At 46.2% G+C, this 21,924-nt stretch carries 22 protein-coding genes and 1 riboswitch; of the genes, 2 read left to right on the forward strand and 20 right to left on the reverse strand.

The window, feature by feature from the left end:
* Positions 1-104: 104 nt before the first annotated feature.
* The 8 genes from gudB to U2H13_RS11235 all read right to left on the reverse strand — a co-directional run bounded on the left by gudB (position 105) and on the right by U2H13_RS11235 (position 7,569).
* Entirely contained in the window at positions 105-1,379 is a 1,275-nt protein-coding gene (gene gudB / locus U2H13_RS11200; RefSeq protein WP_003153413.1) for an NAD-specific glutamate dehydrogenase, read from the reverse strand.
* A gap of 160 nt (positions 1,380-1,539) precedes the next feature.
* Positions 1,540-2,124 carry a genetic competence negative regulator gene (locus U2H13_RS11205; protein ID WP_003153412.1) on the reverse strand — a complete coding sequence of 195 codons (585 nt, stop codon included), beginning with the start codon at positions 2,122-2,124 and terminating at the stop codon, positions 1,540-1,542.
* A 151-nt stretch (positions 2,125-2,275) separates the two neighbouring features.
* Positions 2,276-3,064, reverse strand: coding sequence for a metallophosphoesterase (locus tag U2H13_RS11210; RefSeq protein WP_029973639.1), 789 nt, complete (start codon positions 3,062-3,064; stop codon positions 2,276-2,278).
* Positions 3,065-3,150: 86 nt separating this feature from the next.
* Entirely contained in the window at positions 3,151-3,609 is a 459-nt protein-coding gene (locus tag U2H13_RS11215; RefSeq protein ID WP_007409443.1) for a YpbF family protein, read from the reverse strand.
* Positions 3,610-3,677: 68 nt separating this feature from the next.
* Positions 3,678-4,448 (reverse strand): LysM peptidoglycan-binding domain-containing protein, encoded by a 771-nt coding sequence (locus tag U2H13_RS11220; RefSeq protein WP_029973638.1) that lies wholly within the window; start codon positions 4,446-4,448, stop codon positions 3,678-3,680.
* Positions 4,426-5,013, reverse strand: coding sequence for a CPBP family intramembrane glutamic endopeptidase (locus U2H13_RS11225; RefSeq protein WP_007409441.1), 588 nt, complete (start codon positions 5,011-5,013; stop codon positions 4,426-4,428). The genes U2H13_RS11220 and U2H13_RS11225 overlap by 23 nt, the downstream gene beginning before the upstream one ends.
* 14 nt (positions 5,014-5,027) lie before the next feature.
* Positions 5,028-6,518 carry a RecQ family ATP-dependent DNA helicase gene (locus U2H13_RS11230; RefSeq protein ID WP_376700460.1) on the reverse strand — a complete coding sequence of 497 codons (1,491 nt, stop codon included), beginning with the start codon at positions 6,516-6,518 and terminating at the stop codon, positions 5,028-5,030.
* On the reverse strand, positions 6,511-7,569 hold the full coding sequence (locus tag U2H13_RS11235; protein WP_017418053.1) for a helix-turn-helix domain-containing protein: 1,059 nt from the start codon (positions 7,567-7,569) through the stop codon (positions 6,511-6,513). Before U2H13_RS11235 ends, U2H13_RS11230 begins: the two co-directional genes overlap by 8 nt.
* A gap of 268 nt (positions 7,570-7,837) precedes the next feature.
* Here U2H13_RS11235 and U2H13_RS11240 point away from each other — a divergent pair, with 268 nt between their 5' ends.
* Positions 7,838-8,086 (forward strand): ferredoxin, encoded by a 249-nt coding sequence (locus U2H13_RS11240; RefSeq protein WP_003153403.1) that lies wholly within the window; start codon positions 7,838-7,840, stop codon positions 8,084-8,086.
* 135 nt (positions 8,087-8,221) lie between these two features.
* On the opposite strand, the gene U2H13_RS11245 is transcribed toward U2H13_RS11240, so the two are convergent.
* On the reverse strand, positions 8,222-8,794 hold the full coding sequence (locus tag U2H13_RS11245; RefSeq protein ID WP_003153402.1) for an ECF transporter S component: 573 nt from the start codon (positions 8,792-8,794) through the stop codon (positions 8,222-8,224).
* A 147-nt stretch (positions 8,795-8,941) separates the two neighbouring features.
* Positions 8,942-9,076: riboswitch (FMN riboswitch) on the reverse strand.
* Between the two features lie 207 nt (positions 9,077-9,283).
* On the opposite strand from U2H13_RS11245, the gene serA reads away from it, so the two are divergent.
* Positions 9,284-10,861: a phosphoglycerate dehydrogenase gene (gene serA, locus U2H13_RS11250; RefSeq protein ID WP_003153401.1), complete on the forward strand. Its 1,578-nt coding sequence runs from the start codon at positions 9,284-9,286 to the stop codon at positions 10,859-10,861.
* A 46-nt stretch (positions 10,862-10,907) separates the two neighbouring features.
* Here serA and U2H13_RS11255 read toward each other — a convergent pair whose 3' ends face one another.
* The 11 genes from U2H13_RS11255 to U2H13_RS11305 all read right to left on the reverse strand — a co-directional run bounded on the left by U2H13_RS11255 (position 10,908) and on the right by U2H13_RS11305 (position 21,845).
* Positions 10,908-11,972, reverse strand: coding sequence for a hypothetical protein (locus U2H13_RS11255; protein ID WP_017418055.1), 1,065 nt, complete (start codon positions 11,970-11,972; stop codon positions 10,908-10,910).
* Positions 11,947-12,531 (reverse strand): RNA polymerase sigma factor SigX, encoded by a 585-nt coding sequence (sigX, locus tag U2H13_RS11260; protein ID WP_014418276.1) that lies wholly within the window; start codon positions 12,529-12,531, stop codon positions 11,947-11,949. Before sigX ends, U2H13_RS11255 begins: the two co-directional genes overlap by 26 nt.
* Positions 12,532-12,721: 190 nt before the next feature.
* Positions 12,722-14,503 carry an ATP-binding protein gene (locus U2H13_RS11265; protein ID WP_007409435.1) on the reverse strand — a complete coding sequence of 594 codons (1,782 nt, stop codon included), beginning with the start codon at positions 14,501-14,503 and terminating at the stop codon, positions 12,722-12,724.
* Positions 14,500-15,222 (reverse strand): DNA-binding response regulator ResD, encoded by a 723-nt coding sequence (gene resD, locus U2H13_RS11270; protein WP_003153397.1) that lies wholly within the window; start codon positions 15,220-15,222, stop codon positions 14,500-14,502. Before resD ends, U2H13_RS11265 begins: the two co-directional genes overlap by 4 nt.
* 81 nt (positions 15,223-15,303) lie before the next feature.
* Positions 15,304-16,479: a c-type cytochrome biogenesis protein CcsB gene (gene ccsB, locus U2H13_RS11275; protein WP_003153395.1), complete on the reverse strand. Its 1,176-nt coding sequence runs from the start codon at positions 16,477-16,479 to the stop codon at positions 15,304-15,306.
* Between the two features lie 18 nt (positions 16,480-16,497).
* Positions 16,498-18,126, reverse strand: coding sequence for a cytochrome c biogenesis protein ResB (locus tag U2H13_RS11280; RefSeq protein WP_065180561.1), 1,629 nt, complete (start codon positions 18,124-18,126; stop codon positions 16,498-16,500).
* A complete protein-coding gene (resA, locus tag U2H13_RS11285) occupies positions 18,123-18,662 on the reverse strand; it encodes a thiol-disulfide oxidoreductase ResA (protein WP_017418058.1) in 540 nt (179 codons plus the stop codon). The genes U2H13_RS11280 and resA overlap by 4 nt, the downstream gene beginning before the upstream one ends.
* A gap of 84 nt (positions 18,663-18,746) precedes the next feature.
* Positions 18,747-19,481, reverse strand: coding sequence for a 23S rRNA pseudouridine(2605) synthase RluB (gene rluB, locus U2H13_RS11290; protein ID WP_007612296.1), 735 nt, complete (start codon positions 19,479-19,481; stop codon positions 18,747-18,749).
* A gap of 93 nt (positions 19,482-19,574) precedes the next feature.
* Positions 19,575-20,111: a spore maturation protein SpmB gene (spmB, locus tag U2H13_RS11295; protein WP_061862343.1), complete on the reverse strand. Its 537-nt coding sequence runs from the start codon at positions 20,109-20,111 to the stop codon at positions 19,575-19,577.
* 4 nt (positions 20,112-20,115) lie between these two features.
* A complete protein-coding gene (locus U2H13_RS11300; protein WP_061862344.1) occupies positions 20,116-20,706 on the reverse strand; it encodes a nucleoside recognition domain-containing protein in 591 nt (196 codons plus the stop codon).
* Positions 20,694-21,845, reverse strand: a complete 1,152-nt coding sequence (locus U2H13_RS11305) for a D-alanyl-D-alanine carboxypeptidase family protein (protein ID WP_021494253.1) — start codon at positions 21,843-21,845, stop codon at positions 20,694-20,696. The genes U2H13_RS11300 and U2H13_RS11305 overlap by 13 nt, the downstream gene beginning before the upstream one ends.
* Positions 21,846-21,924 lie beyond the last annotated feature (79 nt).

Below are 21,924 nucleotides of genomic sequence, written 5' to 3' on the forward strand. Positions count from 1 at the left end.
TCCTTCAACTCCTGCGATTGGCATTTCCATCATAAGTTTCCACTCATATAAAAAATCTCCTATATTATCATAGGAGATTTTTTTTGTTTATGCAAACGATTGGTTTATATCCAGCCTCTGAAACGCGAAGCCTCAGCCATTTTCCGCACGCCGACCATGTAAGCCGCAAGCCTCATGTCAATCCGGCGGTTTTGGGACATTTCATAAATATTATTAAACGATTTTATCATCATATTTTCCAGTTTTTCCTCGACTTCTTCTTCACTCCAGTAGAAGCCTTGGTTGTTTTGAACCCATTCGAAATAAGAAACCGTTACACCGCCGGCGCTCGCCAGAACATCGGGAACCAGCAGCGTTCCTTTGTCTGTCAGGATTTTCGTTCCTTCCAGTGTCGTCGGTCCGTTTGCCGCTTCTACAACGATTTTCGCTTTGATGCGGTCAGCGTTTTCTTCTGTAATTTGGTTTTCGATCGCCGCCGGGACAAGTATATCACAGTCCAGCTCAAGCAGCTCCTGATTCGTAATGGTGTCATTGAAAAGCTTCGTCACCGTTCCGAAGCTGTCTCTGCGGTCAAGCAGATAATCAATATCAAGACCGTCCGGATCGTAAAGGCCTCCGTACGCGTCAGAAATTCCGACAACTTTCGCGCCGGCGTCATGCATAAACTTGGCCAGATAGCTGCCCGCATTTCCGAAACCTTGTACGACGACGCGCGCGTTCTGAATATCGAGACCTTTTTTCTTGGCCGCTTCTTTTATACAGATGGTGACGCCTTTTGCCGTAGCTGATTCCCTGCCGTGGGACCCGCCGAGTACAAGCGGTTTTCCCGTAATAAAGCCGGGTGAGTTAAATTCATCAATTCTTGAATATTCATCCATCATCCAAGCCATAATCTGCGAGTTTGTAAATACGTCAGGTGCCGGGACGTCTTTAGTCGGTCCGACAATCTGACTGATTGCTCTGACATATCCCCTGCTCAGCCTTTCAAGCTCTCTGAATGACATATTTCTCGGATCACAAACAATTCCGCCTTTACCACCGCCATAAGGAAGATCAATAATTCCGCATTTTAAACTCATCCAGATGGAAAGTGCTTTCACCTCTTTTTCAGTTACATTCGGGTGAAAACGAATGCCGCCTTTTGTCGGACCTACGGAATCATTGTGCTGCGCACGATAGCCTGTAAATATTTTCACAGACCCGTCATCCATCCGAACAGGAATTTTAACCGTTAATAATCTGAGCGGCTCTTTCAGCAGTTCATACACTTCTTCTGGATACCCCAATTTTTCCAGAGCTTTATGTATTACGGTTTGGGTTGATTTTAATACATCATGTTTGTCTTCTTCATTATGACCGGTGAATCGATCGGCTGCCATTTGAGTTAACCTCCTAAAATCTTCTGTTTCTCTCATGCTCCCTTTCAGTGACTAGTATACACCTTCAATATCTCCGTGCATAGAAGAAAGACAATGATTTTTCCATTATTTCGCTTAAAAAAAGACGGCCGCTGAAAACAGCTGCCGTTTCAAATCTTTTTTATGAAAAATGTTTCTGGATGGTCTCCACAGCATTGCCGTCCATGATGAGTTTTCCGTACTCATGGAGCCTGTAAATCGTAATCGTCGCCGGGTGTCCGTATTCAGCCAGCACCGCGATGACGCCTTCGGCGGAACGGGAGCCGAGGTCTTCAAGGCTTACATAGTATTGGTTCTCATAGTGGTAGACAGTGCCGCCGGTAATCCCGATTCGGTGAAGGCTTCCGGCAAGCTGAATGATATCTTCAAACGAATGGAACTGATAAATAATATCCGGGCTTTCGTCAAGTTTGACCTGCATCTCGATATAATCATCGTCATATTCGTCATCTTCTGCGTCCGCGTCATGATTTTTCGTTACAATCACAACCATGCCTTGTGCCTGAAGAGAATATACTTCCACCGCGATCGGACCATTCGCTTCAAAGCCGAGCTCTGTATTTGCTTCATTCATCATATCTTTAAATAACTGGTGGACTTTAAACGAGTCCTTCCAGAGGTCTTCTTTTGTCAGTCCCCGATCAGTCAGATCGTCGAGGGTTAAAAAGATTTTAATCTTATTATAGTTCAGACGCTCAAGCCGCATAATGTTCCCTCCTGCCTCTTCTTGCACACAAATCATATAACACAGTATATGAATAAATGAGTCATAGGTTCTTAATTTGTTATCAGTTTACACCGTGTACAGCGGGAAGACAAGCAGAACGCCGTTTTTTATCACCGCGGCCGGATTAGTTTCATGAAAACGGCTCATCCGGTCCGCACAGCGTAATCATATGCGTCTCCGGCTTCGCCCCGAGCCTCAGCGGAACTTTTGTCGTCCCGTAGCCGTTGCTGATCAGGTAATGCGCTTTTTTTACCGTTCCCGTCCCGCCCAATTCGTATGGCCCGAACCGGCCGAAACGGATTTGGCCGCCATGTGTATGGCCGCTGAACACAGCGTCAATCCCGTCTGACTCCCTCATCTGCTCATGGATGTCCGGGTTATGGCAAAGCAGGAGGTTTACTTTGTCAGCATCCGTATATCTGATTGCAGATTCGTAATCATCCATCATCATCCTGATATCATCCACCCCGCATATTGTAACGGTTTCCCCTTTATAAGCAAACTGAACCGATTCATTTCTCAGCGGGATCACTTTGTATGCCCGTAAAAGAGAGAGCAGCTTTTGCTGGCTGACCTCGTAATCGTTATTCCCCCACACATACATGACAGGCGCGAGAGCCGTCAGACGTTTGATGTTTTCTTCAATTCTGGCGTAAGGAACTCCGCCCTCTGCCAAATCACCGCCGAGCAAAACGGCATCCGGCTTATAACCTGCCGCTTCGCGGAGAAGCTTTTCATCAATTAAACGGCGGTGCACGTCAGATATAAAAAAGATGGTGAGCGGCTTCATCCCCTTCATTTTATCAAGCGTAAATGTATGTGTTTTCAGATGGCTGCCGTTTGCCGTTTTGTACATAACGGCCGCCATAACCGCAGCCGCTCCCGCCAATGAGCCGAGAATTCCCGCTGTAAGCTTCATAAACGCACTCTCCATTCTGTCATTGTCTTACATTAGACGGACAAACAAAAAAAGACGTTTCTATCCTTTCCGGAAAACGCCTCATTTTATTTGCTTTCAAAATAAAGATTGATATCATACCGATGTTTCATCAAGTGAAAAACAGATTCTCTCGCCCTCCATTTTTCAGGCTGGGGCCATAAATCCGTGCTTTTTTGGATAATTTCACATCTCAGTTTATGAAATTCACCCTCAGCTTTTTCTTCCTTTTTTTTAAAATAATAAGAAGTGCAATACGCAAAAGCGGAAGCCATAATCCAGCACAAGTAAACCGTATGGCCTAATATTTCCTGCAGAATCAGCTGCGGAGAGGCTTGGGGGGCATTAAAGCTTTTAAACATCAGCAGTATGCACATCAGGGAAAAACAAACGAGGGACGCCCACTGCCATCTTCGGCATTGTGCGGCATAATTTTCGTATTTTAATTTCCGTTTCACCAGCGCCTGAAGCATTTGTTTCGTCGGTCCGTCAGCAAATCGGTCTAATTGCTTCCATAAAGAATCCATGCGCTTCACACCTTGTCCGTTTTCATTGGTACACTATATGAAAAACACGGTGAAAACATGCATTTATTTTAGTCAGACAGCGGAATGTTCAGAACCTGGCCGGTGTACACGTCGTTTCCGTTTAATCCGTTGTAGCTGCGGATTTTTTCTTCGCCCGCCCGGCTTTTATAATATTTCATTGAAATGCGGTAAAGCGTTTCTTTCGGCTGTACAGTATGCTGTACGGTCCGCACTTTTTTGGGGACAGTCCCGGCTTGATCACTCGCGGCAGCCGGAGCCGCTTTTTCACGGACAGCCGGCGGAGACTGCTGTTTTGTCTCCGCGTAATCGGTGTCTGTCGACTTTACTTGTTTTTCTGAGGGCGTTTCCGTTTTTTCACTTGGTTTTTCACTTGGTTTTTCTTTTGTTTTTTCAGGTGCAGCCGCTTCTTTCTTATCTTTGTCGTCAGACTTTTTTTTCGGTTGTTCTAAAAGAGCGGTTTCTGACGTTTCTTTCTGAGCGCCTTTCGGAATAACGGCAGGCGCGCTTTCACTGTGGTCTATGAAGACATCTTCATAGTCCTTCGGGTCAAATCTGCTGCTGTTCGTCATATAAAGAAGACCGAAAAAGACACCGATTGTTACGATAATGAACAGGACGGTCAGAAAAGTGAACAGCGGCGTTTTTGTTTTGGTTTTTTCCTTCACCTGCTCTTCCTTTTTTTTACGCTCCTCTTTTACAGATTGTCTTGTCGGGAGGCTGTCTTCAAGATATTCAATTTGTTCATCCGCGGCCGCGGCAACCTGCTGCTCGGCACGCAGCTGAGCTTTTCTTCTTTCAACTCTTGACATTTCCGTCATGCAAACCCCTCCTAACATATTGAAAACGGATCTGACAGGCAAATACCGCATCAATAATAAAATGCGCTGTAACCGGAACGAATAAATTACCGGTCCATTCGTAGATAAGCCCCAGCAAAAGACTGATGCCCGCAACCATCATAAACAGAAGCCACTTCGCCAAGTATCTGAAATGAAGCACGGTAAAAATGAAGCTGGCGGCCCATAAGCCGATATGTGTCTGCAGAACGCCTCTGAACAAAATCTCTTCGCTGAACGAAATGAGAAGCGTCAAAAACAAAATGTGCAAAACCGGCCTGTTCTTAAAAAGCAATACATTAATGCCGCCGTCATCATATAAATGCGAAGGACACCATTTCATCACCGCAAGATCGGCAAAAATGACAAGGACGGCAAGAGTTACACCGTACCATATGATATTATCGTCACGTATATGCCACAGCTTTAAAAAATCGTGAATGTCGGTGAAAAAGAAAAAGCCAATAACAGCTGAAACCGCCAATATGAGCAATTGGGTGGCATACAGCTGCATCACAATCTCCCGGTCTGAGAGCTGCCGGATCAATTCGCTTTGCCGTCTCAGCTGAACTCACCCGCAGACTCTGAACCGAAAATCCGGCTTAATTCCAGCTTCCAATCTTCAAACCGTTCCATGTTTTTACGTTCTCCTTTTTGCTCGTACGGAGCCAGATCAAGTCCGCAGCTGCTGCAGCATTGTCCGGTTTGACCTTCAGGCTCATACGGTTCATCAAAATAAGACAGTAGCGCTTCTCTTATACATTCTTTCCGCTCTAATAACGCCGAAAAACGATTCATTTTACGCAGCTTCTTTTCCACGCGGTATGTCAGTTCTTCCTGCAGCTGCTCTTTTGTGGTTTTTCCTTGCAGATACAGATGGACGGCCGTTCGCGCCTGTGTTTCCTGGACGCCCTTATTGATCAGAACGTCCCGAAGCTTTCGCTCATCACCCGTACCGGCATCCCGTATGACGGCCAGAATGGCTCCCAGGTCATAATCAGACAGGCTTTCCGTCTGAATAATCTGCTGCTGAAGCTCGGTATCGCCGGGCGCCCTCAGCAAAATACTGACACTCGGGCTGCCGTCGCGTCCCGCTCTGCCGATTTCCTGCATAAAGGCCTCGGCCGTTTGGGGAGGATAAAAGTGAATGACAAAGCGGATGTCTGACTTATCCACACCCATGCCGAACGCATTGGTACAGCAGATGCAATCAAGCTGGTTATGGATAAATTGCTGCTGGATCAAGATTCTGTCCCCTGTATCCATTCCGCCGTGATAATAATCCGTCCGCTTTCCCGTTTTTTCATTCAGCTCAGCCGCAAGCTCTTCCGCCCATTTTCTGGTCGGACAATATATGATACCCGGGCCTTCAAGCTTTTCGGCAAGCTCCGTGAGCCTGCTTATTTTCTCGGCATTATCCGCCAAATGTTCTGCCGCCAGGAGAATATTCGGCCGGTTGACTGAATAAAGATGACGCACCGCATGCTCAAGTCCGAGTACATCCGTCACGTCTCTGAGCGTTTCTTTTGTCGCTGTTGCGGTCAGCGCCAATACAGGCGGCTTTCCGAGTGCCTGCCTGAAAGGCCCGAGCTTCGAATAATCAGGCCTGAAATCATGTCCCCATTCTGATATGCAATGAGCCTCATCAATAACAAATAAACTGACCGGGACATTTTTCAAACGGTTCAGCACATAAGGTGAAGAAAGGGCTTCGGGAGACATATAGAGAAATTTATACCGGCTGATGTTGCTGAGGATAAAATGCCGCTCTGCGGAATTCAGCATGCTGTTTAATGCCACAACCCGCTTTTCTCCTTTCGCTTTCAGCTGCTGCACCTGATCTTCCATTAATGAAAGAAGCGGTGAAATAATCAGCACCAGCCCGTCCATCATGTAACCCGGGAGCTGATAGCATAATGATTTTCCCCCGCCGGTCGGAAGCATGGCGATCGTATCTTTTTTTTGGAGCACGCTAGTCATAATCTCTTCCTGCCCTTTTTTAAAGGAATGCAAACCAAAATACCTGGATAAAGCTTTATGCAGCTCAGTCATGCTGATTCACCGTCTTTGCCAGCGCCAGCCTGATCTGAAAATAGCTGAAGCGCATCTGCATTCCTTCGCGAATCCGTTTAATTTTATTCGTTTGATGCTGTTTTGCAAATGCCGTTATCATACGCTGTTCCTCTTCAGAAAGATACTGTTCTATAAAAAATGCAGGTTGGTGCAATGATATTTCTACGATATGATCTTCGATTGTGGCGGTTTTTAAATTTCTGACCGCGGCGATCCGTTCAATCGGAAACCCTTTTTCCAACAGCTCAAAGGTTTTTCTGGCAGACTGTGTCAGCGCGCTTTCCGCCTGCAGATCGGACAGCAGCTCGCGCAGAGCGGGATATGCACATTGCGGAAGCGATTGAATAACATAATGTACCGCTCCCCAAAACTGGACGGACACATACCATTCATCTTCGTTCAGCTGGAGAGCGAGCTGCTTATTCGTTTTGCCGATTCTGTTGAATGAAGTTAAAGAATAGACAAAAATAAGCGCCTGCCGTTCACTTACGCCTTGCAGAAGCTGAAACAGCGCGTCATGCATTTGGACGGAAAGCTCTTTAGCATCTCTGTTTTTCCGCATGAACCGTTTGATCCATCTCAGCGTCTGCACATCGTTGGTAACCGGGATATATTGACTACATTGATGCTCTTTGTTTGACAGGACTTGAATGAGCAGGGAAAGCCGCCTCCACAGGGTGCCAGCAGGCGTTTGATAATTCGCGCCGTGGCAGTCCTTCGGCCAAGGCCGCTCGGCAAACGCCCGTTCAAGCCTTTGAACGCCGCGCGCAGTCACTTTCCACGTTCCCTCTTCTTTTCCGGCTGTAATGTATGAGTTCTCGGTGAGTTTATGCAAAGAAGCCGTAATATCGCCGCGTTCACACTGTGAAGCCATGCCGAAATATTTAGCGATCTGAAATAAGCCGGCATCCTGAATGGTTTGAGACGACTTTTTTCCTTTTAATAAATGAAACACAGCACTCGGAGTCCGTTCGCCGTCTATTTTGTCCAGACAGTCGAGAACCACGGTATCAAAGTAGTTTATCGCCAATCTAAACACACCTACATTTCTTCTGTGACAAGTTTCGTTTTTTGGTTCTTTTTATTTTAACAGATTTTCATATAAATTTGACGTTTAAAGTCATCTTTTAGGGGGAAGTGCTAAAGAGAATCCCTTATGTGATAAGCATTCTCAATCATTTTTCTGTTGAAATTTGACACTAACATCATTACAATAAGTAAGAGGAATAGGTGTTATATTTAAAAATATATAAGGTAAACCATTTGTTCCAACACGAACAATCTGGGAGGTTTTATTCATGGCAAAGTACACAATTGTAGATAAAGATACGTGTATTGCATGCGGCGCCTGCGGAGCTGCGGCACCAGACATTTATGATTATGATGATGAAGGCATTGCGTTCGTTACGCTTGACGAAAATAAAGGCGTCGTCGAAGTTCCGGAAGTTCTGGAAGAAGATATGATTGACGCATTTGAAGGATGCCCTACTGATTCAATCAAAGTTGCGGATGAACCGTTCGAAGGCGACCCGCTGAAATACGAATAAAAAAGCCCTCCCCGTGAGAGGAGCTTTTTCGTCCTGAATAAGACTCCGGCTGTTATCGGCCGGAGTCTTATTTTTTGCGATCAGCATAAACAAAAAAGCGTCCGGCTGTTTTCACAGAGCGGACGCTTTCAGTCTTTATTGTGTTTGGATGCTGCGTTTTTGTTCAATCCAAGGTTTCAGCTTCGTAAAGATGAACGTAAAGACGATGGTGATGATAATGCCTTTTACAATGTTAAACGGCAGAATTCCTGCGACAACCGCCGTTTTTAACTGGCTGTTTGACAGTGCCGGTGAATGTAAAAACCAAGTATACGCGGGCAGGATAAGAATATAGTTCAAAATACTCATCAGCACGGTCATCGCCGCGGTTCCGGCCAGAAGGCTCACCGCAAGACCTTTTGCAGAATTGAGCTTTTTAAACATAAACGCTGTCGGCAGAATAAACAGCGTTCCCGCGATAAAATTGGCTGCCTGCCCGACAGGCACGCCGGCCATGCTTCCTTGAATGATATACTGCAGAATATTTTTAATCGCTTCAACCGCAATCCCCGCCGCAGGCCCGTAAACCAAAATGGCGATAATTGCAGGAACGTCACTGAAATCAATTTTCAAGTAATCCGGCAGACCCGGAAACGGGAAATTTAACAGCATAAGCACAAAAGCAATACTGCTAAGCATACTGATGACAACTAATTTTTTTACTTTCACAATGCTCTCTCCTTTTCGATCAAATCTCTCGAAAAGAGGAAAGGTTCTTTTGCGCCCCAATAAAAAAACCGCTTTTGTTAAAAAGCGGGAGCTTACTAAGGCTTGGCAAAGAAACGTTTGATATAAGCATCAAAACGTCTGCTGAACCTCCATCTTCTCCCATCCAGACTATACTGTCGGCTCCGGAATCTCACCGGATCCTGCCGCCGAAGCAGCTCGCGGGCTTAGAGCATGATGCTCATCACCGCCGGTAGGGAATTTCACCCTGCCCCGAAGATTGATCTTATGAATTTATTCACATTATATATGATCAAATTGCAATTGTATAGAGAACTGCTCAAATTTAAATAAAATATTGGGGAAGCCCCATTTTCAGCTGATTCCGCGGTTTCCTTTTCTCCTTTACTGCGTCAATACACATTGACACTCTATTGAGAATATGATAAATTATCAGATATTTAGTCAGCTAAACTAGGAGGAAATCTAACAATGTTTCGAGTTTTGGTCTCAGATAAGATGAGCAATGACGGCTTAAAGCCGCTGATGGAATCAGACTTTATAGAAATTGTTCAAAAAAACGTCGCGGATGCAGAAGATGAATTACATACCTTTGATGCCCTGTTAGTCCGCAGTGCCACGAAAGTAACCGAAGAATTGTTTAAAAAAATGACCTCTTTAAAAATCGTCGGCAGAGCCGGTGTCGGGGTAGACAACATCGACATCGATGAGGCCACAAAACATGGAGTTATCGTGATAAACGCGCCGAATGGAAACACCATTTCAACGGCAGAGCATACATTCGCGATGATTTCTTCATTAATGAGACACATTCCGCAAGCCAATATCTCAGTAAAATCAAGAGAATGGAACCGGACGGCTTTTGTCGGGGCGGAGCTCTACGGAAAGACTTTAGGCATTGTCGGTCTGGGCCGGATCGGAAGCGAGATTGCCCAGCGCGCCAGAGCGTTCGGTATGACGGTTCATGTATTCGATCCTTTCTTAACCGAAGAGAGAGCCGGCAAAATCGGCGTAAACAGCCGGACATTCGAAGAAGTGCTTGAAAGCGCGGATATCATTACCGTCCACACGCCTTTAACAAAGGAAACAAAAGGACTGCTTAACAGAGAAACCATTGCCAAAACGAAAAAAGGCGTCCGCCTTATCAACTGCGCAAGAGGCGGAATTATTGATGAAGCTGCGCTTTTGGAAGCGCTGGAAAGCGGCCATGTCGCAGGCGCTGCCCTTGACGTGTTTGAAGTGGAACCGCCAGTTGAATCAAAGCTTCCCGACCATCCGCTGGTGATCGCCACACCTCACTTAGGCGCTTCAACGAAAGAAGCACAGCTGAATGTCGCGGCACAGGTTTCTGAAGAAGTGCTGCAGTTTGCAAAAGGTCTGCCTGTCATGTCAGCGATCAATCTGCCTGCGATGACGAAAGATGAATTCAAAAAAATCCAGCCTTATCACCAAATTGCCGATAAAATCGGAAGTCTCGTGTCACAATGTATGAAGGAACCCGTCAAAGATGTTGCGATTCAATATGAAGGCACCATCGCCAAACTTGAAACATCATTTATTACAAAAAGCCTGCTGTCCGGTTTCTTAAAACCGCGTGTAGACTCAACGGTCAATGAAGTGAACGCCGGCGGTGTAGCAAAAGAACGCGGAATCAGCTTCAGCGAGAAGATTTCCTCCAATGAATCAGGATATGATAACTGCATCAGCGTAAAAGTAACCGGAGACCGGAGCACATTTACGTTAACGGCTACGTATATCCCTCACTTCGGTGAACGAATCGTTGAACTGAACGGCTTTAATATTGACTTAAATCCTGCCGGCCACCTCGTTTATATCCAGCACCAGGATACGACTGGTGTAATCGGACGCGTCGGACGCATCCTCGGCGATAACGATATCAATATCGCTACCATGCAGGTAGGCCGTAAAGAAAAAGGCGGAGAAGCCATTATGATGCTTTCTTTTGATAAACATTTAGATGATAAAGTCGTCAATGAGCTGACTTCAGTTCAGGATATTGTTTCCGTTAAACTGATTGACCTTCCGTAACCAACAAAAAACCCAAAACATTCATATGTTTTGGGTTTTTTTACGTTTAATGGCTTGGAAGCGGATTAGGCGCGGCAGGCACAGCGATAGGTTTTGTCACATCATAATTACCGATTTTCTTTGTATGCGCATGTGTGAACAGCACCTCAGAATAACCGAATTCCTTCGCGGTTAACAGAAGCCCTTCGATCATTAAAATCCCTTCCAGCGAATCTTCAACCTTATGTTTTTCGGACAATTGAATCCGCAGCTGCTCGCCGTCTTCCCTTTCCGATACCGATGCAATCGCACCTGCTTCTATAATGCTCGCGGTCTGTGAGCCTCCGTCTGTTGTCTTCATCCCGTCAATAGCCTGATATACTGAATAATAGGTTTGTTCAGACGGGATGAGATACTCTTGTCCCAGACTGTCGCTGTAAGAAAAATACGCCCGGTTTGTCTGTTTATGTACGGACATCTCAGCGGAAATGCCGTAAGATTTATAAAAATCCTGTCCGGCTCCGTTTTGAACCTTTTTCAATTTAATCCGCTCGTAAGGACTCCATGTCAAAGTCTCTTTCAGCATCTTTTTCAATAAGTCAGCATCGGCAACTGATTCGATAGAAAGCCGTCCGTTTACCTGCACAAGCAAATCCTTCTTATCCGCCGTTACCTGCACACCGTCCAAAAGGTTCGGCACAGAAAGGAAGGATTCGGGCACTTCTAGGTTTTCCGCTTCGGATAAAGCCTCTGATACCGATTCATCCGGCTTCTTTTTTTCAAAACTGACCGGAATGACGGCGGATGTTTCTGAATCGGCAAATGCCAAAGTAATGTAATTGTTTTTGTTTTGGTTTGAGACGACGAACGTCTTCTGATCCGGCGGCTTGACAGAAGCTGACTGACTGGCTTTTTCAGTCTGGCGGCTGTCAGCGGTCAGATCACCGGAAGATTTGTTTGTCATCAGGTGAGGAGATATAATCAGAGCGATGCACAATGCGCAGACGCCGGCTGCGGCGGGGCCGATCCAGCTTCGGGCCGGCTTTTTCCTGTACGGTTTACCCGTTTCAATATTCCGGTAAATGGCCTCGGGTGAACGATGATCTCTAACCGCCGGAAGTTGTCTTAACAACTCCTCTACTCTTTCTTCGTTCCAATATGACTTCATCATCCATTAGCTCCTCCCTCAAAAGCTCCATCTGTTTCCGAAGTATTTTGAGCCCTCTGTGTTGGGTCGTTTTGACTTTGCTTTCCGAGAAGCGGAGAGCGGCGGCTGTTTCCTGAATGGAATATCCCTGAATAAATCTCAAGATAATAACAGCTCTTTGATCAATGGTGCAATGATCAAGCGCGGTATAAATTTCCCGGACGTTTTCATGCTGTACGGCGAGTTCGTCCGGAAGCAAATGCTGATCTCTGACATCTTGTGTATCCCAATCAAACGTACCCATAATACGCTGTCTGATCGTCTGCTGCTTGCGGAACCAGTCAATCGCCACATGGCGTGCGATGGACAACAGCCATGTTTTTTCACTGCTTCTTCCTTCAAATGTATGATAGGAATTCAAGACGCGGATATACACTTCCTGCGCCAAATCTTCAGCCTGCGACTTATCTTTTACCATATAAAATAAAAATTGATATAAATCTTGATGGTATGCATCATATAATATCTGAAAGGTTTCTTCCATGGGAAACCCCTCCGTTCACTTTTTTGTCGTAAAAATGCGTTGAAAAGTTACATTACAACTATATTACGAGAAACTGGAATTTGGAAGGGAATTTATATTAACATATTCTTAAATTTTTAAAGGAGAAACAAATAAAAAACACCCGCAGAACATGCGGGTGTTTCGTATGGAACAAGATTGTTCGTCAATTTCAGACGTCATCCTGCACTTTTGTCGGAATATAAAATGTAAACGTCGTCCCTTTATCGATGCTGCTGTGAACCGCAATTGAACCGCCGTGGGCTTCCACGATATTTTTTACGATGGCGAGTCCGAGTCCGGTTCCCGCCCTGCCTCTTGTTCTTGCTTTGTCCGCTTTATAAAAACGTTCAAAAATAAAAGGCAGGTCCTCTTCCGGTATTCCCGAGCCGGAATCTTTGATATCGATTTTCAGTCCGTCTTTTACGGTCTGAGCCGCGATATGAACGCTTCCGCCTGACTCCGTGTGGCGCAGCGCATTATCTATAAGGTTGGTAAACACCTGTTCCATTTTATCTTCGTCAAAGACACACTCCGGCTGAGACACCGAGATGTCTTCTGTGAGCGAAACGCCTTTTTCCTTCGCTACCCCGGAAAATTTGCGGGAGATCTTCTCCAGAAATTCATGCAGGTTTACCGTTTCATAGTGCAGGCCCGTATGTCCGGATTCCATTCTGGCCAAATCCAGCAAATCATTGACGAGCCGGCCCATGCGAAGAGATTCATCATAAATGATCTGCGCGATTTCTTTTTTCTCCTCTTCAGTGCTTGCAATGTCGTCCACTATTGCTTCGCTGTATCCCTGCAGCATAGAAATCGGGGTTCTGAGCTCATGACTGACATTGGCAATGAAGTCTTCACGCAATTTATCGAGCCTGCGCTCTTCGGTCATATCACGGAGCACGGCCACGGCGCCGCGGACGTGTGATTCCGCATAAAGAGGTGACATCAATAAAACCCATGACCTTCCTTGAAGCGTCATTTCAATCATTTGCTCTTTTTCCGTGTTCACTGCATTTTGAAATAGCTCTTTTGCTTCAGGGGGAAGGTTGTCTCCTTCTTTAATGTTCATGTTCTGCTCATAATACCATGCCTGCAGAAAACGTTCGGCCGGCGGGTTGGTCACCAAAATGGTGCCGTCGATATTAATGGTAATGACCCCGTCTGCCATACTGCTTAAAATATTGGAAAGCTGTTCTTTTTCCTGATTCAGCGCGTTAATATGGAAATTGAGCTGCCGTCCCATCTGATTAAAGGCAATGGCCAGTTCCCCGATTTCATCTTGGGTCAGAATCGGAATTTTTGTATCAAACTTTCCTTTCGCCAAGTCTTGGGCGCCTTCCCGCATTTTCCGAAGGGGATATGTCACCCTGCTGGATAAAAAGAACGCGAAAAACGTTGTCAAGACGATGGCAATGCCCGCCGCAAGAAAAATATAGCGGGTTGTATGTTTCGTCGTATCTTTGACGGCAAGCAGCGATTGGGATAAAAAGACCATGCCTTTTTTGCCGTCTTTTTCATACGGCACTCCGACGATCAGCCGTTCGTTATCCGAACCGGCATTGTTGGGCACCGCACGTTTGCTTACTTTTTTGCGGTCTGTCAGCGCCTTGTGCAGATCCCGGTCATGTTTGATCTGCTCTAATGTAATAGAGGATAAATGATTATCGTCATTGGGCGAATACCAGACATGCTTATCATCCTGAATGATCGCGATGCTCGTTAAATTGTCCGCCAGTTCCCACGTGATGGATCTGGCAAGCGGCTGGTCTTCATGATTTTCTATTATGACCGCAATTTTATCGGCAAGCTGCGTTAAATCTTTTTCCGCTTCTTCAACGTGGTAATTTTCTATAAATTCCAGAAGCAGCACCGTTAAAATAAATAAAACAATTAACACGAGTGAAAGAATGGTAAACCAAAGCTTACCTACTACGCTTTTCCAAAACTTCATTCAGCGCCTACCTCAAATTTGTATCCGACTCCCCATACAGTGACGATTTTTTTCGCCGCTCCCGGGGACACTTTATTTAATTTTTCACGGAGCCGTTTGACATGGGTGTCCACCGTTCTGAGGTCTCCGAAAAATTCATACTGCCACACTTCTTTTAAAAGCTTTTCCCTGTCGTACACTTTGTCCGGTGTTTTCGCCAGAAAGTACAGCAGTTCATATTCCTTCGGCGTCAGGCTCACCTCTGTGCCGTCCGCAGTCACCCTGTGAGCATCGTGATCAATGGATAGATGCGAAAAGACGAGCACATTTTTTGTCGGGGTATTGGCTGTCAGATAAGATGTTTGGGAAGCCCTTCTTAAAAGCGCCTTTACCCGAAGCACCACTTCTCTCGGGCTGAAAGGCTTGACGATATAATCGTCCGTACCCGCTTCAAACCCCTGGACGCGGTTGGCTTCTTCCCCTTTTGCCGTCAGCATGATAATCGGCGTCGCTTTTTTTTCTCTGAGCTGCCGGCATACTTCTATTCCGTCCGTTCCCGGCATCATTAAATCCAAGAGCACCAGATCATAATCTGATGCCAGCCCCATTTTAATGGCCTCGTCGCCGTTTTCCGCTTCTTCAATCACATAGTTTTCCCGTTCAAGGTACATTCTTAAAAGGCGTCGAATTCTGGCTTCATCATCTACTACTAATATTTTAGTTTCATTTGTTTGATCCATCGTTTTCCCCCTGCTTTCCTTCTGTTACTTTCATTTTAACAAACTGTGCGGCAGCTTGAGAACTGTATCGGCTTTTTGCATCTATGCGTACGAATGAAGTCCGGCAAGCACGAGATTCACAAAAATTAAGTTAAACATAATAATGGCGAAGCCGATGACGGCAAGCCACGCGGACTTTTCGCCATGCCAGCCTCTTGACAGCCGCAAGTGCAAATACGCTGCGTAAAATAAAAAGGTGATCAGCGCCCATACTTCTTTCGGGTCCCAGCCCCAAAAACGCGTCCATGCAAGCTGCGCCCAAATCATCGCAAACACAAGCGCGCCGAGTGTGAATACCGGAAAACCGATAGAAACAGCGCGGTAGCCGACTTCATCGACCAAGTCCAGATTCACATTTTTGACGAGCGGGCTGATAAGAGCGCTGATTCTCTTTCTGAATATCAGCCTGAGCGCACCGTATAAAACGAGACCTGCGCCAAACGACCAGATCACCGTATTGACCTTTCTGCCTGAAAAAATGGCCGGAAGCTCAATAAGCGGCTTCATTGCGCCTTCCGTAAGCAGTTCTCCGTCATGCGGGCCGACAAGCGCAGGCATATCATATATCATGACGCTTTTGGCCTCTTTTTTATCCACCCAATTAAATTCAGCTTTGTAGTCAGCCAGCCGGAATGCCGACGTGACGGCGATAAATGCCACGGTCGTCACGAGTATAAACATGATGACTTCAAGCCAGAACGTTTTTTTGCCCGGTCTGGATTGGTCGACATGCTTTAACAGGAATATGACGCCGGCTACAAAACTGATCGCAAGAATCGCCTGCCCGAGCGCCGCCGTTGTGACGTGAATGTACAGCCAATTGCTCTGCAGTGACGGAATAAGCGGCGTGATGTCTGTCGGAAACATGCTTGCATATGCGATAAGCAAAAGCGCGATAGACAATGTGAACATGCCTAATGAAGGCAGTCTGTAAATAAAGTAAATAATAATAAAAGCGAGAACAAGCATCATGCCGAATGACGTCGTAAATTCAAACATATTGCTGACAGGCGCATGTCCGCTTGCTGACCATCTCGCAATGAAGTAGCCTAGATGACAAAGAAATCCGAAAATGGTTAACGTGATTCCGATAGCCGACCAGCGGCCCTTACCGTCCTTAGCACCTTTTGTTCCCCGGATGGCGCCGCCGAAAACCGGGACGGCAATTAAATAAATCAAAAAGGCAGCATAAAGAAAATTTGCGCTCAGCTCCGCCATGACACCACTCCTTTTTCACTAGGCCTGATTTTTGGCCAATTCTTTTTGATCGGCCGGCTCTTGAATCCCGGTCCCGCTAAGAACAAATTCGATATCTTTTTTCAGACCGAACCAGTTTTTGTTCGTATGTCCCGCCACAAGCACTTCATGATCACCTGTTTTGATCCAGATCCTTCTGTGCTGCCAGTACATTCCTTGAATGACGCCGATCATAAAGATCGCGCCGCCGACGGCAAGCACCCATAAGGTTAAGTCTTTTCTGACGGTGAGTCCTGTAATGTTTTTCGTTTCCACATGGTCGAATTTTAATTTGTACTTGTTACTTTCGGAACCTTCAACAGTCTGCTGAATCGCAACAAAACTTTTCTCCCCTTTCGGCTTGTCAGGAGCCGTGATTTTAAAGACAAAAGCCGGATTGTTAGGAACCTTCGTTTTCGTGCTCGGTTCTCCGTCCTTGTTAAAATAAAAATCAGGAAGATAACTGGCGATCTGCACTTTGTAACCGTTACCAAGATCATAGTCCGTGTCGGGATCAAGAAGATTGATCTTCAGTTTGCCGAATGACTGTTTTGTTTTTTGGTCGATCAGCTGAAATACCATCTGATCGAGCTGGTTTTCTTTATAGTCCACCTGATACACAGAATAGGAGTCAAAGCGCAGCGGTTCATTGACGCGGATATTGTTTTCTTTGACTCTTTTAAGCTTCGGCTTTTCACCGAATACAATGTCGCCTTCCCTCTTGTACAAAACCGCGTCCGTTGTGAAGGATTTGGCGACTTTGCCGTTTCCGGCTCTGTCAATGGCGTCGGCGAATACTTTTTTCTCAGTGTCTTTGTTATATGTCTGCATCGTGAACCGATTGTTTTTTAAGTAATACTTGCCGTCAGTGCCGGGGATCTGGGCGGTTTCGCCTTCACGGACCCAGAGCGTTTCATCGACATACATACCGGGTACAAATCTCAGCATGGCTCCGATCAGAAAAATGATCAGGCCGATATGATTGACGTAGGGCCCCCACCTTGAAAAACGGCCTTTTTCCGCCAGAATGCTTCCCTCTTGTTCTCGCACTCTATAATGCTTTTTTTTCAATCGTGTTCTGAGGCTATCAGCCGCATCCCCGCTCAGCTCGGTTTCTGTCCGGCTGTATAGACGCTGCCTCTTCAAAAAGACCGGATTCCGCCGAACTCCTTGATTTTTCAGTGCCCTGTACAAAGGAATCACCCGATCCAGGCTGCAGATGACCAGTGATATGCCAATGGATGCGATCAGGAGCATATACCACCATGAGCCGTACAGCTGATGAAATCCCAGCAGATAATACAGTTGACCGATTATGCCGTACTGCTGTTCATAATATGTATCCGGCTGGGCGCCCGGCGGCAGATAAGCTTCCTGCGGAAAAACCGTGCCGAAAGCAGACGCCGCCAGAGTAATGACGATCAGCCATATTCCGACTTTTACGGAAGAAAAGAAGTTCCATACCTTATCTACGATTGTTTTGTTATATGTTTGCGAACGCCTTGCGCTGCCGTCGTACCGCATATCCGCAAGCGGCGATTTTTGATCATCAAGCGGCTTCCCGCACGACTCGCACAAAACCGTCCCTGCTGGATTCACGTGCCCGCATTCACATTTGACCTTTTTCATGAAGACGCCTCCGGCTTAATTAAATTCATATAGTCATGAACCATGCGTTCTGTCATCGTGCCGGTCACCACTTTCACAACGTTTCCGTCGGGATTGATCAAAAATGTCGTCGGAATAGGTGATACGCCGTACGCGTCCAGCACTTGCCGGTCAGTATCGAGCGCAACCGGGAAATTGACGCCGTATGTTTTCATAAAATTATGTACTGCAATTTTTGATTCGCCGACATTTACCGCAACCACCTCGACACCGAGGTCTTTAAAATGCTTGTATTGATTCTCCATGTAGGGAAATTCCTTCTTGCACGGCTCGCACCACGTTCCCCAGAAATTCAGAAAAACACCTTTTCCTTTTAACTGACTCAGTTCTATGAGTCTGCCCTCTGTATCTTTCAGCGCGAAATTCGGGGCTTTGGACCCCTCAGATATACGCTCACCGTTTGTGTATACGGCATTATAGATGGTATATCCGAGCGCGCAGAGTAAGATGAGAAGGATGCCGGTCCGAATGAATAAACGCCGCCGTTTTTTGTTCATTGTACACTGCTCCCCTCCCCTGCCTGCAAATCCATTCAATTATATCATCAACACGTTTTGTAATTTTTGAAGGTTATGTGAAAATTAGAAAGCGTTTTTACCGTGTTCAGCTAAAGCCCGCAGCCTTTTCACCTCATGCGGCGACAATTCTCTTGCGTCTCCTGTGCGCAGGCCTCTTAAATCTAAAAATGCGTATTCTTCACGTTTTAGTTTCAGCACGTCATGACCGATCGCCTCGAACATGCGGCGGACCTGTCTGTTCCGGCCTTCATGAATCGTCAGCTGAATGATGCTCGTCTGCTTTCTTTTGTCCAGGGAAAGCATTTTCGCTCTGGCCGGCGCCGTCTTGCCTTCTTCAAGCTGAATGCCGCGCTCAAGCTTTCTCAGAAGTTCCTTGGAAGGAATCCCCTTCACTTTGGCGACGTATGTCTTATCAATTTCGTATTTCGGATGCATGAGTTTGTTGGCAAACTCGCCGTCATTTGTCAGCAATAAAAGTCCGCTCGTATCATAATCAAGCCTGCCGATCGGATAAATGCGCTGCGGCACTTCTTTGAAAAAGTCGGTCACCACTTTCCGCCCTTTGTCGTCATCAGCTGCTGAGATCACTCCTCTCGGTTTATAAAGCAGAAAGTACACGGGTTCTTCCCGCTCCACCTTTAATCCGTTTACTTCAATCTGATCAGAACCGGTCACTTTTACGCCGAGCTCTGTTATTACTTTTCCATTCACCTTTACTTTTCCTTCTTTTATCAGCTCTTCCGCCTTTCTGCGTGATGCCACGCCGGCATGAGCAATAACTTTTTGCAGTCTTTCCATGTCGTTCACCTCAAGTATAATCTTACTTTTTTCCCCTTGAACAAACAAGCTTTTTCAGGGAGAGTTATTCTGATATATAAAAAGCGCCTGATTTCAGGCGCTTCCAAATAATAACGTAACTATGATGATTGATGCAACCACCCCGATCAAATCAGCAAGAAGACCAACCTTTAAAGCATCCCCCATTTTTTTGATGCCGACCGCCCCGAAATACACCGTCAGGACATACAGCGTCGTGTCAGTCGATCCCTGCATGACCGAGGCCAGCCTGCCGATAAATGAATCAGGCCCGTACACGGCGATCAGATCTGTCGTCATGCCGAGCGCCGCCGTCCCCGAAATCGGGCGGATCAGAGCAAGCGGCACGACTTCTGCGGGAATGCCGATCGCTGTAAAGAAAGGCTTGCACAGCCCCATGACAAAATCCAGCGCGCCCGAGGCCCGGAATACGGTAATCGCCACCAGCATCCCGACCAAATACGGAATGATGGAAAACGCAATCTCAATTCCTTCTTTTCCGCCTTCAACGAATGATTCATACGTCGGCACTTTTTTGACCGTGCCGTATATCAATATACCGGCGATAATAATCGGAATCATGGCTAAAGACAGCCAATTCACCATTTCCATTCGCTTACCTCCCTTTTCTTTTGCGGCGGTACCAGAAGTAGCGGTCAATGAAAATCGCGCCGATTCCCGAAATTAAAGTCGCTAAGATGGTCGGCCCGACGATATCGGTCGGTGATTTCGCCGAGTAAGCCATGCGCACGGCAATGACGGTTGTCGGTATCAATGTAATACTCGAAGTATTTACCGCCAAAAAGGTAATCATGGAACGGCTGGCCTCAGACTTACCTCCATTCAGCTTTTTCATCTGCTCCATGGCTTTAATGCCGAGCGGTGTCGCCGCATTTCCCAGTCCGAAAAAGTTTGCCATGAGATTTGATAAGATGTATCCCATCGCCGGATGATCAGGGGGAATATCGGGAAACATCTTAGAAATAAACGGGCGGCACATTCTGCTGAATATATCCAAAAGGCCGGACTGCTCGGCTATTTTCATCAGGCCGAGCCAGAACACGAGAACGCTCATTAATCCGAACGAGATCGTAACCGCTTCTTTCGCTCCTTTAAAAACGGCTTCATTCACATCCTGCAAGGTACCGTTAAACATCGCAAAGACAAGTCCGATTACCGTCAGACATACCCAGATTAAATTGACCATGACGAACCGCCCGCCGCGCTCATAAACAGGCTCGTAAACGTCTCAATGAAATGCTTTTTCGGTTTTTTATGGCGCTCATTTTCATAATAGACGGGGATCTTGGCGATCACTTTCCCATCATGCATAACAGTCATCCGGCCGACGACATCAGGAATGAGAGAGGCGTCCTTTTTCCAGGCTTTTTTCGGTTTTATTAAGGTTGTGCTGATTTTTACATCGTCGATTTCATCCTCTTTTAACAAATATTTGACATCCCGGGCAATAAAAGCGCGCTTTCCGTAAAACGTCTTTTTCAGCTTCGGAATGCCGCCTTTTTTAGCGACGACATAGGTTTTATAGTGATCAAAGACATAATTAAACATATTCATATGGTCATCCCAGTCATCCGGATCATTTATGGTGACCGCGATGAGATCCGTACCGTCTTTTGAGGCCGTCGAGACGAGCGTCCGTTTCGCGATTTTTGTGTAACCCGTTTTTCCGCCTGTGCTGTAACGGTAGAGCCCAGTCAGAAGCTTGTTTTTATTTTTCCATACCCGGTCCATCGTTTCCGCCTTATACACTTTTGTGCCTGAAACGGTCCGGTATTCCTTGATTTTCATCGCGTATTTAGTCAAAAGCGCCATGTCATACGCCGTTGAATATAAATTTTCATGGTCGTCCAGCCCGTGCGGATTTTGAAATTTTGTATTTTCCATCCCGATTTGCTCGGCTTTTTTGTTCATCATAAATACAAAACCGTCAAGGCTACCGCCGACATATTCCGCTATTGCCGCAGCGGCGTCATTTCCTGATCTCAGCATAAGCCCGTATACGAGATCTTTCAGCTTTACTTTTTGTCCCGGCTGAAGATAAATGGCTGAGCCTTCCGTTTTTACGGCATTCGGAGAAACCGTCACGGTCTCTTCCATCTTCCCTGATTCAATCGCCAGCACCGCCGTCATGATTTTCGTAATGCTTGCAATCCGCCGCTTATGATGTTCATCCTTGGCGAATAACACCCGGCCAGATGCTCCGTCGATTATAATCGCGCTTTTTGCGCTGACATGTATTTGGGCATGTGCCGTATTGCCGTCTGTAATGGAAAAAAGAATAACAAAAGTCAAAAGAAATACGGCAGCTTTTTTGAGAAAGCGCATGAATGCTCACGTCCTTGTTGTGGGTTTGTACAAGTTTATGCGCATGTCCATGACTTATGAATACCAATTGCATCACTTT

The sequence above is a fragment of the Bacillus sp. A1 genome (assembly GCF_042296235.1).
GTDB classification, from domain to species: domain Bacteria; phylum Bacillota; class Bacilli; order Bacillales; family Bacillaceae; genus Bacillus; species Bacillus velezensis.